Genomic DNA, 12,349 nt, shown 5'->3' with positions numbered 1-12,349 from the left:
TGTCAGGCTCCCTGGAACTTCGGCGGCCGCTTCTCGATCCGCGCGAGCTGCGCTTCGACGACGTCCTGACTGGACCAGGCCCTGTCGAAGAGCTCCTTGTGCTCGGGCCAGGCCTCCTCGATGGAGCCGTCGTCGTTGAGCACCCGCTTGGCGTGCTGAATCGCCAGCGGCGCCAGGTGCGCCACCTCGGCGGCCCAGGCCTGCGCGTCGGCCAGCGTCCCGATCCGGTTGACCATTCCGGTTTGCAGCGCCACCTCGGCGGTCAGCTTCTCCGCGGTCAGCAACATCGCGCGGGCCCGCCCGTGACCGACCAGCGAAGACAACCGACGGATGCTCCAGTTATCCAGGGCCAGGCCGTATTTCGCGGTGGGAAACTGAAAGAACGCGTCCGGCGCGGCCACCCGCAGGTCGCATTGCATGGCCAGCTGCAAACCGGCGCCGATGGCGGGGCCATTGATGGCCCCGATTATGACGATCGGCGCCGCGTCCATGACCTTGTGCAGCTCGATGAGCCGGTCGGGATAGTCGGCGGCGAAGGCGTCCCCGGAGAGGTCCGCGCCCGCGCAGAACACGGTGCCCTGACCGGTCAGCACGATCGCGTGCGTCGATCCGTCGTCGCCGGCCTTCTGGATCGCCTCGCGCAACTCGTCGACGAGCTGGGAATTCAGGGCGTTGCGACGCTCGGGGCGCTGCAGCTCGATGGTCATAACGGCTTCGGTCTGGGTCACGCCGATCATTAACCCAGCCTATATAGCCTCGTTCCGTGACTCGCACCACGACCGGACAGCTGCTGGATGCCGTGCTCGACGAGGGCTCTTTTGTGAGTTGGGACAGCGATCCGATGGCCGTGCCGGTCTCCGAGTCCTATGCGCGCGAGCTCGCCGACGCGCGCGCCGCCACCGGCCTGGACGAAGCGGTGCTCACCGGCGAGGGCCGCATACTCGGGCGCCGCCTCGCGGTCGTGGTGTGCGAGTTCGACTTCCTCGGCGGCTCGATCGGCGTCGCCGCGGCCGAGCGGATCACCGCGGCCGTGGAACGGGCCACCGCCGAGCGGCTGCCGCTGCTGGCCTCGCCGAGTTCGGGCGGCACCCGCATGCAGGAGGGCACGGTCGCGTTCCTGCAAATGGTGAAGATCGCCGCGGCCGTCACGCTGCACAAGCGAGAACACCTGCCCTACCTGGTCTACCTGCGCCACCCGACCACCGGCGGGGTGTTCGCCTCGTGGGGATCGCTGGGCCACATCACGCTCGCCGAGCCGCGCGCCCTGATCGGCTTCCTCGGGCCGCGCGTGTACCAGCTTCTCTATGGCGAACCGTTCCCGGCCGGCGTCCAAACCGCGGAGAACTTGCAGCGGCACGGGGTGATCGACGGCGTGGTCGCGCTCGACGAGCTGCGCCCGATGCTGGATCGCGCGCTGCGGGTGATCGCCGACCCGCCCGGTGCGCCGCCCGCGCCGGAGCCGCCGGAACCGACGCCCGACGTGCCGGCGTGGGACTCGGTCGTGGCGTCACGACGGCCGGACCGCCCCGGCGTCGGTCATCTGCTGCGGCACGGCGCCACCGACTGCGTGCTGCTGTCCGGTACCGGGCGCGGTGAAGCGGCGACCACCCTGCTGGCGCTGGCCCGCTTCAACGGCCAGCCCGCCGTGGTCCTGGGCCAGCAGCGGATCAGCGGGGGGCTCGTCGGACCCGCATCGCTGCGCGAGGCCCGCCGCGGCATGGCCCTGGCCGCGGAGCTGCGGCTGCCGCTGGTGTTGCTGATCGACGCGGCCGGACCGGCGCTGTCGGCCGAGGCCGAGGAGGGCGGGCTGGCCGGGCAGATCGCCCAGTGCCTGGCCGAGCTCGTCACGCTGGAGACGCCGACGGTGTCGGTGCTGTTGGGCCAGGGCAGCGGCGGCCCGGCGCTGGCGATGGTGCCCGCCGACCGGGTGCTGGCCGCGCTGCACGGCTGGCTGGCGCCCCTGCCGCCGGAGGGCGCGAGCGCGATCGTCTTTCGCGACACCGCCCACGCCCCGGAACTTGCTGGGGCGCAAGGCATTCGGTCGGTCGATCTGTTGAAGTCCGGGATTGTCGACATCGTCGTCGCCGAGCGTCCCGACGCCGCCGACGAACCTAGTGAGTTCTCCCAGCGACTGTCGCGCGCGATCGCGGCCGAGGTGAGCGCGCTGCGCGAAATACCCTCCGCCGAGCGGCTGGCCGCGCGGCTGCGGCGCTACCGTCGCATCGGCCTGCCTCGCGAGGCTTAAGTCTCGGCGCCCTCCGGTAGCCCGAGGTAGCGCTGGATCGTCGGCCCCAGCCAGTCGACGATCTCGTCGCGGCTCATCGAGACGACCGGCGGTAGCCGTAACACGAAGCGGCACAACGCCATACCCAAGATCTGGGTGGCGATCAGGCCCGCCCGCAACCCGGATTCCCCGGCCGGCGCCAGCGTGGCGACCAGCGGCTGCAGCTGGGACCCGAAGATTTCGTGCATCCGTTGCGCGGCTTCGCCGTTGGTGGCGCTGGACCGCAGCAGGATGACCAGCGCCTCGTCGCCCTCCCAGCGTTCCAGGAAGTGCCGGACCACCGCCCGCCCGACCTGCGTGCGGTCACCCTCGGCGACCTCAGGGAATCGGAGGTCGAAGTCCGCCGCGGCGGCGAACAGCTTGTCCTTGCTGCCGTAGTAGCGCATCACCATCGCGGGGTCCACCCCGGCGTCCGCGGCGATCGCCCGAATGGTGGCGGCCTGGAAACCGGACGCGCCGAACCGCTCGCGAGCCGCCGCCAGGATCGCCGTCTTGGTCCGCTCCGAAGATCTCCTCATGTCAACAATTGTAGGTCAACAACTGTTGACATTGCGCGTCCGGCACGCCAACATGGAGCTATGTCAACAAGCGTTGACTTACGACAAGAGAGGAGCCAACCGTGAACGACACCGACGTCCTGGTGGTAGGCGCCGGCCCCACCGGCCTCGCATTGGGCGCTTCCCTGATCGCCAAGGGGGTCCACGCGGTCGTGGTGGACGCGTTGGCCGAGGGGCAGAACACCACCCGCGCGGCCGTCGTGAACGCCCGCACGCTCGAGGTGCTCGAAGAGGTTGACGTGGCGCGCCGGATGGTCAAAGAGGGGCTGATCGCGCCGCGATTCACCATGCGCGCGGGCCGGCAAATCCTGATCCCGGTCGACTTCAGCGAGCTGCCGACGAAGTATCCCTACAGCCTGATGCTCTCCCAGGCCGACACCGAGCGGCTGCTGCTGCAGCGGCTGCACGAACTGGGCGGTCAGGTGGTCCGGCCCAAGTCCCTGAGCCGCCTCGCCCCGGACGCAGACGGCGTCACCGCCACCTTCGACGACGGCGACACCATCCGGGCGGGCTACGTCGTCGGCGCCGACGGCATGCACAGCACGGTGCGCGAACAGGCCGGAATCGGTTTCACGGGAAGCGAATTCGCCGAGTCGTTCGCACTGGCTGACGTCCGGCTGACCGGCGGGGCGCCCCGCGACGAGGTGATCCTGTTCTACGCCACGGAAGGCCTGACCGTGGTGGCGCCGCTGCCCGGCGACATCTACCGCATCGTCGCGCCGGCCGCGGACGCGCCGAAGACGCCGTCGGTGGAATTCGTGCAGGCGCTGCTGGATTCCCGCGCCTTCGGGCCCGGCGAGTTGGTGGTCAACGAGCTGCTGTGGGGGACGCGGTTCCACATCCACCACCGCGTCGCGGACACCTACCGGGCCGGTCGACTGTTGCTGGCCGGCGACGCCGCCCACGTGCACAGCCCCGCCGGGGGCCAGGGCATGAACCTCGGGATCACCGACGCGATCTCACTGGCCGGCGCGCTCGCCCACGTGCTGGGCGGCGGCTCCGACACCGCGTTGGACGCCTACGCCACCAACCAGCGCCGGTGGGCCGAGCAGGTGCTGAAACTGACCGGGCGCCTGACCCGAATGGCCACCCTGCCACGACCGATGCGCCCGATCCGCAACTCCGGAATACGCCTGGCCGGTAGCGTCCCCGCCGTGCGACGGCAGCTCGCGGTTCAGCTCAGCGGCCTGAACCGCCGGTGATTTCGGCGAGCTGGGGGCTGCTGGCGCCCGAGCCGCGCCTCCCACCGCCACCGCGGACAATCAGGCAAGATGGGCGGCATGGACACTGGTGCCACCTCGCCCCGGGTATTGGTCGTCGACGACGACTCCGACGTCCTCGCCTCGCTGGAACGTGGCCTGCGGCTGTCCGGGTTCGAGGTGTCGACGGCGGTCGACGGCGCCGAGGCCTTGCGTAGCGCCACCGAGACGCGCCCGGACGCGATCGTGCTCGACATCAACATGCCCGTGCTGGACGGCGTCAGCGTCGTGACGGCGTTGCGGGCCATGGACAACGACGTTCCGGTCTGCGTCCTGTCCGCCCGCAGCTCGGTCGACGACCGGGTGGCGGGGCTGGAGGCCGGCGCCGACGACTACCTGGTCAAGCCGTTCGTGCTGGCCGAGCTGGTCGCACGGGTCAAGGCGCTGCTGCGCCGCCGCGGCTCCACCGCGACCTCCTCCTCCGAAACCATCACGGTCGGGCCGCTGGAGGTGGACATCCCGGGGCGGCGCGCTCGGGTCAACGGCGTCGATGTCGACCTGACCAAGCGCGAGTTCGACCTGCTCGCGGTGCTGGCCGAGCACAAGACCGCGGTACTGTCCCGCGCGCAGCTGCTGGAGCTGGTGTGGGGCTATGACTTCGCGGCAGACACCAACGTCGTCGACGTATTCATCGGGTACCTGCGTCGCAAGCTGGAAGCCAACGGTGGTCCCCGGCTGCTGCACACCGTCCGCGGAGTCGGGTTCGTGCTGCGAATGCAGTAGCCATGCTGTGAACAGGTGACACAGTCATGAACATCCTGTCCCGGATTTTTGCCCGTACGCCCTCGCTGCGGACCCGGGTAGTGCTCGCGACGGCCATCGGTGCGGCGATTCCGGTGCTCATCGTCGGCGCCGTCGTCTGGGTCGGCATCACCAACGACCGCAAGGAACGGCTGGACCGCCGGCTCGACGAGGCCGCGGGTTTCGCGATCCCCTTCCTGCCGCGCGGTCTCGACGAAATCCCGCGTTCCCCGAACGACCGCGACGCGATCATGACGATCCGCCGCGGAAACCTGGTCAAGTCGAATTCCGACGTCACGCTGCCCAAACTCGACGTCGACTACGGCGACACCTACGTCAACGGGGTGCGCTACCGGGTCCGGACGGTGGAGATACCCGGGCCGGGACCGAGTTCGCTCGCCGTCGGCGCGACGTACGACGCCACCCTGGCCGAGACCAACAACCTGCACCGCCGGGTCATGCTGATCTGCGGATTCGCCATCGGGGCGGCGGCCGTGTTCGCCTGGCTGCTGGCCGCGTTCGCGGTGCGCCCGTTCAAACAGCTCGCCCAGCAGACCCGGTCGATCGACGCCGGAGACGAGGCGCCGCGGGTCGAAGTGCACGGCGCCAGCGAAGCCGTCGAGATCGCCGAGGCGATGCGGGGGATGCTGCAGCGCATCTGGGACGAGCAGAACCGGACCAAGGAGGCGCTCGAATCGGCCCGCGACTTCGCGGCGGTGTCCTCCCACGAGCTGCGCACCCCGCTGACGGCGATGCGCACCAACCTCGAGGTGCTCTCCACCCTGGACATGACCGACGACCAACGCAAAGAGGTTCTCAACGACGTCATCCGCACCCAGTCGCGGATCGAGGCGACGTTGAGCGCGCTGGAGCGGCTGGCCCAGGGCGACCTTTCGACGTCGGACGATCACGTGCCGGTCGATATCACCGAGCTGCTCGACCGCGCGGCGCACGACGCCATGCGGGTCTACCCCCACCTCGACGTCTCGCTGGTGCCCTCGCCGACCTGCATCATCGTCGGCCTGCCCGCCGGGTTGCGCCTCGCCGTCGACAACGCGATCGCCAACGCCGTCAAACACGGCGGCGCCAGCCGGGTCCGGCTGTCGGCGGTCAGTTCGCGCGCCGGGGTGGAAATCGCCGTCGACGACAACGGCTGCGGGATTCCGGAGTCCGAGCGCCAGGTGGTGTTCGAGCGGTTCTCGCGCGGGTCGACGGCCTCGCATTCGGGATCGGGCCTGGGGCTGGCGTTGGTGGCCCAGCAGGCGCACCTGCACGGTGGGACGGCCTCGCTGGAGGACAGCCCGCTGGGCGGCGCGCGGCTACTGCTGCGGATCCCCGCCCCGACCTAGATCGGTTACTTCCTCGAGCTCTTGCGCCATGGCGTGAAACAGGCCCGCGCGGCGGCGTCCTCGTCCTTGAACCACACCTGCGCGACGGTCGGGTCGTAGGCCGGGTCGTCGGGGGTGTAGTAGAGCCGGGTATCCGAGCGACCCTTCACCAGCCATCCCGCCGGTCCGCCGCCGTCAGGCGTGGCGCGAGCGGAACCCGGGCCGTAGGGCTCGTACGGCAACACGGGGATCCACTTGGTGGGCGTTTCGTGCGCCCCCGGTGTCTTCTTGGCAGGCGGCTGTTTGGCGGCGGGGGCCTGCTTCGCCGGCCGCGCCTTGGCGCCCGGCGGCTTCTTGCCCGGCGGAACCTTTCGCGGCGGCGGCTTCTTGCCGGCCGGAATCTTCTTCGGCGGCGACCCCTTAGCGCCCGGGCGGGCCTTCTTCGCGGGGGCTTTTTTCGCCGCCGGTCGCTTGCCCGTCGACGGCTTCTCGGGCGCCGGTTCCCGCGTGGGAAAGAATCTCCGAAGGAACGAAAGCCCGGTCTTGCGTGGCTCTTCGGTCGGGGCAGCCGGCGGCTCCGGGGCGACGGCAATCTCCGTCGTCTCGGGCTCCGGTTCGACGGGGATCATGGCGGTCGGCGGTTCCTGGTCGACGGGAATCTGCGTCGTCTCGGGCTCCGGCTCGACCGGGATCATGACGGTCGGCTGTTGGTCGGCGGGAATCTCCGGGCCCGTGGGCTCCGGCTCGACGGGAAGCTCCGCGAGCTCGGCCAGCCGATCGATCGGGAGAATTTCCGTCGGCGGGTCTTCGACGGTCCGCGCCCGCTTCGGCAGGAACCTCCGGAAGGATCGGGCCGGCGTGGGTGATTCTTCCGCGGCCGGGGCCGCGGTCGGCGGCTCGTTTGCGGGCGGATCCTCCGTCGCCTCGGGCGGTTGCTCGACGGGAACCACCTCGGTCGGCGGCTCTTCAGCGGCGGCCGGAACCTGCGTCGTCTCAGGCTCTTCCGCGACGCGGGGCTTCGTCACCAACAAGTCATGGATCGTGATCGTCGGCCGCTCGTCGGCGCCCGCGAGCGCCTCTGGCTCGGCGGGGACCGCGGTCGTCGGCGGCTCGGGCTCGGCCTCCGGCACCGGCTCGTCCGCAGGCGGATCCTCCGTCGCCTCGGGCGGTTGTTCGACGGGGTCCACCTCGGTCGGCGGCTCTTCAGCGGCCGGAACCTGCGTCGTCTCAGGCTCTTCCGCGGCGGGGGGCTTCGTCATCAACAGGTCATGGATCGTTATCGTCGGCCGCTCGTCGGCGCCCGCGAGCGCCTCTGGCTCGGCGGGGACCGCGGTCGTCGGCGGCTCGGGCTGGGGCTCGGGCTCGGGCTCCGGCGCCGGCGAGTGGTCGATCGGCACCACCACCGGCACCTGACGTTTGACGGGGCGCAACGTCAACGCGACCGTCAACACCACCCCCATCACGAACGCCAGGGCGAACATCCACCAGTGCACGTGGTCCATCACTCGTCGCCCATCTCATGCGGGCTCGCAACGACGGGGATTTCCTCAACGATGACACGCTTGTTCAAGATGTTGGCGATCACGCGGGCAACGGCCGAGCCCGCCAGGAAAGCGAGCAGGTACCACAGCCACTGGATCACGAAATCCATGCTCGATCTCCTTAGCTCACAACGATTTCAACGCGACGGTTCTTGGCGCGACCCTCGACCGTGTCGTTGGAGGCGACGGGATTGACCGAGCCGAGGCCCTTGATGACCAGCATGGTGCCCGCGACGCCGTTGGCGACCAGGAAGTCGGCCACCCGCTGGGCCCGCTGGCTGCTCAACGCGACGTTGATCGCCTCGACGCCGGAATTGTCGCTGAAGCCGCTGATCGTCGCATGTGCGGCCGGGCAGGCCTTGAGCCTGCCGGACACCTGAATCAGGATCTGGTTGTCGACCGGGGTCAGGCTGAACCCGTCGTTGGCGAACGTAATCGGCCCACCCGTCACGGCATTGATCGCCGACTGCAGATCGGCGCATTGCCCCGCGCCGGGCGGCGGTGGCGGCAGGACCGGCCCGTTAACCACAAGTTTGTCAACGACGTTCAGGGTGGACCAGGTGCGCGCCGCCTCCTGACTGACGGCGTTCTTCTGGTCCTGCGACCCCGCGGTTCCCGCGAGGGTGATCGTGTCCCCGTTGACCACGAGGCTGAAATCGGGAATCGAGGCGCCGGCCTTGAATATCGGTGCGGCCTTTGAGAAATCGAGCGCGTCGATATTGGGATTGATGTGGATCTGGTCGATGACGTTGCCGCCCGGCGGCAGCGAGCCGCCGAGGGCCTTCAGCAGGTCCGCTTTGGCGGAGTCGTCGGGAAAGTCGCCGACGAGCGTGAAGTCGTTGCCTTTGCGGGTAATTGACAACGGCGCCAGGGACAGCTTGGGAGCGCCGGTCGCGCTCGACGTCGCAGGCGCCGCCACCGGGACGCGGGCGGGCCGCGGTTGATCGAACGCGCCGTAGCCGATCGCAGCTATCAGCAACGGAATTACCGCCACGGCGATCAGCCAGGGAAGGCCGGCCGCCGGCCGGTGAATCCCCGGCGCCGGCGCCGAGTCGGTGCTTGCGGGCGCATGCCGCAAACCCGTGCCTACCCCCACTTTTGCGTCTCCCCTCGGTTCGCTCCCCCGACGTTTCCATCTTGCAGGCGATATGCAGCCTACCCAGTCGGCGCGGCAACGCCTGCCAAGTCGGGCACACTGGACCCATGGCCAACGGCAACAAACCGACCGACAGCGAAACCCTGGCACACATCCGCGGGCTGGTCGCAGAGGAGAAGACCCTGCGGGCGCAGCTGCAGCACGGCGAGATCAGCACGGAGGAGGAGCACGACCGCCTGCGCCGGCTCGAGGTCGAACTCGACCAGTGCTGGGACCTGCTGCGCCAGCGCCGGGCGCTGCGCGAGACCGGCGGTGACCCGCGCGCGGCGCAGGTGCGCCCGCCGGACGAGGTCGAGGGCTACCTGGGCTGAGCGTGCCCCCTTCGGAGGTCGACGTCGTCATCGTCGGCGGGGGCCACAACGGGCTGGTCGCGGCCGGCTACCTGGCCCGGGCGGGCCTTCGGGTGCGGTTGCTGGAACGGCTGGCACAGGTCGGCGGGGCCGCGGTGTCGGTGCGGGCCTTCGACGGCGTCGACGTTCGGCTGTCGCGCTATTCGTATCTGGTCAGCCTGTTGCCGTCCCGCATCGTCGAGGACCTGGGGGTCGGCGTGCGGTTGGCCGGCCGAAGGTTCTCGTCGTACACCCCGGACCCCGCCACGGGCGGCCGCAGCGGGCTGCTGATCGGGAGCCCCGGCCAGTTCGCCGCCGTCGGCGCCGCCGACGACGAGCCCCGTTTCGCCGCGTTCTACCGACGCTGCCGGCTGGTCACCCAGCGGCTCTGGCCGACGCTGCTCGAGCCGCTGCGCACCCGCGAGCAGGCCCGCCGGCACGTCACCGACGCCGGCGACCCCGGAGCGGCGGCCGCGTGGCGCGCGATGGTCGACGAGCCGATCGGCCACGCCATCGCCGCGGCGGTCGGTAACGACCTGGTGCGCGGCGTGATCGCCACCGACGCGCTCATCGGCACCTTCGCCCGCCTCGACGACCCGTCGCTGCGGCAGAACGTCTGCTTCCTGTATCACGTGCTCGGCGGCGGCACCGGCGACTGGGACGTCCCCGTCGGCGGGATGGGCTCATTGACCCAGGGGCTGGCGGCGGCGGCCACCGGCCACGGCGCCGAAATCATCACCGGCGCAGACGTTCTCGCCGTCGAACCCGACGGCCGGGTGCGCTACCGCCGCGACGACGACGAGCGCGTGGTGCGGGGCCGGTTCGTTCTGGCCGGCGTGACACCGACGATCCTGGTCGGCCTGCTCGGCGAACGACCGGCGGCGCCGACCCAGGGCGCGCAGGTCAAGGTGAACATGGTGCTGCGCCGGCTGCCCCGGTTGCGCGACCCCGCCGTCACACCCGAGCAGGCGTTCGCCGGGACGTTCCACGTCAACGAGACCTGGACCCAACTGGACGCCGCCTATCAGCGCGCGGCCGGTGGGCAGATCCCCAATCCGCTACCGTGCGAGGCCTATTGCCACTCGCTGACGGACCCCAGCATTTTGTCGCCCGGCCTGCGTGACTCGGGCGCCCACACGATGACGGTTTTCGGCCTGCACACCCCGCACTCGCTGTTCGACGGCACGTATGACGGCGCGCTGCGCGACCGGCTGGCCGACGCGGTGCTGGAGTCCCTGAATTCCGTTCTGGCCGAACCGATTCAGGACGTCCTAATGAGTGATGCGCACGGCCGGCCCTGCATCGAGACCACCACCACCCTGGACCTGCACCGCACGCTGGGCATGACGGCGGGCAACATCTTCCATGGCGGGCTATCGTGGCCATTCGCCGACGACGGCGACCCGCTGGACACCCCGGCGCGGCAATGGGGTGTCGCGACGGCCCACGAACGAATTATGTTGTGCGGCTCTGGTGCCCGCCGCGGCGGCGCGGTGTCGGGAATCGGCGGCCACAACGCCGCGATGGCCGTGCTGGCTACCGGTCGTTGATGGTCGCGTAGTCGCGCTCGGTGTACCCGGTGTAAATCTGGCGCGGGCGCCCGATCTTGCTGTCGCCCTCGTCGTGCATCTCGCGCCAGTGCGCGATCCAGCCGGGCAGCCGGCCCAACGCGAACAGCACGGTGAACATCCGGGTGGGGAACCCCAGGGCCCGGTAGATCAGCCCCGTGTAGAAGTCGACGTTCGGGTAGAGCTTGCGCTCGACGAAGTAGTCGTCGGTCAGCGCCGCCTCTTCGAGTTCCTTGGCGATGCTGAGCAGGTCGTCGTCGCCGCCGAGCTTGGACAGGATCTTGTCGGCCTGCTCCTTGACGATGCGCGCCCGCGGGTCGTAGTTCTTGTAGACGCGGTGGCCGAAGCCCATCAGCTTCACGCCGGCCTCGCGGTTCTTCACCTTGCGGACGAATTCGGTGACGTCATCGTCGCTCTGGCGGATCTCTTCGAGCATCTCGAGCACCGCCTGGTTGGCGCCGCCGTGCAGCGGCCCCCACAGCGCGTTGATGCCGCCGGAGATGGAAGTGAACAGGTTGGCCCGCGACGAGCCCACCAGCCGGACCGTCGACGTCGAGCAGTTCTGCTCGTGGTCGGCGTGCAGGATGAACAGCATGTCCAGCGCCCGGACGATTTCCGGGTCGGCGTGGTAGGGCTCCGCCGGCAGCCCGAACGTCATGCGCAGGAAGTTCTCCACCAGGCTCAGCGAGTTGTCCGGGTAGAGGAACGGTTGCCCGATCGACTTCTTGTACGCGTACGCGGCGATCGTGGGCAGCTTCGCGAGCAGGCGGGTCGTCGACAGCTCGACCTGGCCGTTGTCCACCGGGTCCAGCGCGTCGGGATAGTACGAGCTCAGCGCGTTCACGACGCTCGACAGCACCGGCATGGGGTGGGCGTTGGGCGGGAAGCCGTCGAAGAAGCGCTTCAGGTCCTCGTGCAGCATGGTGTGCCGCTGGATCCGGTTGGTGAACTCGTCCAGCTGCTGCTTGTTCGGCAGCTCGCCGTAGATCAGCAGGTAGCTGACCTCGATGAAGGTCGACTTCTCGGCGAGCTGCTCGATCGGGTAGCCGCGGTAGCGCAGAATCCCGGCGTCGCCGTCGATGTACGTGATGGAGCTCTTGCAAGAGGCGGTATTGACGAAGCCGTTGTCGAACGTCGTGTAGCCGGTCTTGGACAACAGCGGGCCAAGCGCGATGCCGTCAGCTCCTTCGGTGGCATGAACGACCTCCAGGTCGATCTCGCCCCCTGGGTACTTCAGAGTTGCGGTGTCGTCGGTGTCGGCCACGAGAACCCCTTTGCGCTCTGGCTGGTATGGCTGCCCTGACTAGGTGCTTACTGCTGAAGGTAGTCGTTGCGGCGGCGGCGCGCGGGTCGAGCGCCTTCAGCCCTGAACGGGCCGCGGCTCGTGCCGGCCGGAGGGCGAGCGCCACGCGCCGCCGCTCACGCGGGATATGACGCCCGTCACGCCCCGAATTCACCGGGGTTTAACCGCCCGATGGCCGCACGACCAGCGGACTCGACCCCGGGCAGGCGCGCCGCCGCCGCAACGACTACCTTCAGCAGTAAGCACCTAGTCAGGGCAGCCATACCAGCCAGAGCGCAAAGGG

The 12,349-nt window shown here is 69.7% G+C and carries 12 protein-coding genes; 6 read left to right on the top strand and 6 right to left on the bottom strand.

The window, feature by feature from the left end; translation table 11 throughout:
* Positions 1 to 2: 2 nt before the first annotated feature.
* Positions 3 to 737: an enoyl-CoA hydratase gene (locus A5655_RS01505; RefSeq protein WP_067004824.1), complete on the bottom strand. Its 735-nt coding sequence runs from the start codon at positions 735 to 737 to the stop codon at positions 3 to 5.
* Positions 738 to 763: 26 nt separating this feature from the next.
* On the opposite strand from A5655_RS01505, the gene A5655_RS01500 reads away from it, so the two are divergent.
* Positions 764 to 2,245, top strand: coding sequence for a carboxyl transferase domain-containing protein (locus tag A5655_RS01500; protein ID WP_067004822.1), 1,482 nt, complete (start codon positions 764 to 766; stop codon positions 2,243 to 2,245).
* Here A5655_RS01500 and A5655_RS01495 read toward each other — a convergent pair.
* Positions 2,242 to 2,802, bottom strand: coding sequence for a TetR/AcrR family transcriptional regulator (locus tag A5655_RS01495; RefSeq protein ID WP_067004820.1), 561 nt, complete (start codon positions 2,800 to 2,802; stop codon positions 2,242 to 2,244). The genes A5655_RS01500 and A5655_RS01495 overlap by 4 nt on opposite strands.
* 101 nt (positions 2,803 to 2,903) lie before the next feature.
* Between A5655_RS01495 and A5655_RS01490 the strand changes: the two genes are divergently transcribed.
* The 3 genes from A5655_RS01490 to A5655_RS01480 all read left to right on the top strand — a co-directional run bounded on the left by A5655_RS01490 (position 2,904) and on the right by A5655_RS01480 (position 6,190).
* A complete protein-coding gene (locus A5655_RS01490; protein WP_067004818.1) occupies positions 2,904 to 4,043 on the top strand; it encodes an FAD-dependent monooxygenase in 1,140 nt (379 codons plus the stop codon).
* Positions 4,044 to 4,112: 69 nt separating this feature from the next.
* A complete protein-coding gene (prrA, locus tag A5655_RS01485; protein WP_156764642.1) occupies positions 4,113 to 4,823 on the top strand; it encodes a two-component system response regulator PrrA in 711 nt (236 codons plus the stop codon).
* 26 nt (positions 4,824 to 4,849) lie between these two features.
* The gene (locus tag A5655_RS01480) at positions 4,850 to 6,190 is read left to right on the top strand and encodes a HAMP domain-containing sensor histidine kinase (RefSeq protein ID WP_067004816.1); all 1,341 of its coding nucleotides are present in this window, start codon (positions 4,850 to 4,852) and stop codon (positions 6,188 to 6,190) included.
* Between the two features lie 5 nt (positions 6,191 to 6,195).
* Here the strand turns inward: A5655_RS01480 and A5655_RS28140 are convergent, their stop codons facing one another.
* Genes A5655_RS28140 through A5655_RS01470 form a run of 3 tightly spaced genes read right to left on the bottom strand, consistent with a single transcriptional unit; the run spans position 6,196 to position 8,806 of the window.
* Positions 6,196 to 7,671: a hypothetical protein gene (locus A5655_RS28140; protein ID WP_067004814.1), complete on the bottom strand. Its 1,476-nt coding sequence runs from the start codon at positions 7,669 to 7,671 to the stop codon at positions 6,196 to 6,198.
* Positions 7,671 to 7,820, bottom strand: coding sequence for a hypothetical protein (locus A5655_RS28135; protein WP_197508564.1), 150 nt, complete (start codon positions 7,818 to 7,820; stop codon positions 7,671 to 7,673). Before A5655_RS28135 ends, A5655_RS28140 begins: the two co-directional genes overlap by 1 nt.
* An 11-nt stretch (positions 7,821 to 7,831) precedes the next feature.
* Entirely contained in the window at positions 7,832 to 8,806 is a 975-nt protein-coding gene (locus A5655_RS01470) for an OmpA family protein (protein WP_067004812.1), read from the bottom strand.
* Positions 8,807 to 8,913: 107 nt separating this feature from the next.
* On the opposite strand from A5655_RS01470, the gene A5655_RS01465 reads away from it, so the two are divergent.
* Both A5655_RS01465 and A5655_RS01460 read left to right on the top strand, forming a co-directional pair.
* Positions 8,914 to 9,177 (top strand): DUF2630 family protein, encoded by a 264-nt coding sequence (locus A5655_RS01465; RefSeq protein ID WP_067004810.1) that lies wholly within the window; start codon positions 8,914 to 8,916, stop codon positions 9,175 to 9,177.
* Positions 9,178 to 9,179: 2 nt separating this feature from the next.
* On the top strand, positions 9,180 to 10,745 hold the full coding sequence (locus tag A5655_RS01460; protein WP_067004808.1) for an NAD(P)/FAD-dependent oxidoreductase: 1,566 nt from the start codon (positions 9,180 to 9,182) through the stop codon (positions 10,743 to 10,745).
* Here A5655_RS01460 and A5655_RS01455 read toward each other — a convergent pair.
* On the bottom strand, positions 10,732 to 12,027 hold the full coding sequence (locus tag A5655_RS01455) for a citrate synthase (RefSeq protein ID WP_067004805.1): 1,296 nt from the start codon (positions 12,025 to 12,027) through the stop codon (positions 10,732 to 10,734). The two genes, A5655_RS01460 and A5655_RS01455, sit on opposite strands and share 14 nt — an antisense overlap.
* Positions 12,028 to 12,349 lie beyond the last annotated feature (322 nt).

This window comes from Mycobacterium sp. 1081908.1 (assembly GCF_001673535.1).
Taxonomy (GTDB): domain Bacteria; phylum Actinomycetota; class Actinomycetes; order Mycobacteriales; family Mycobacteriaceae; genus Mycobacterium.
The sequence above is the reverse complement of the archived record's forward strand: the minus strand, read 5'-3'. Positions and strand labels throughout refer to the sequence as shown.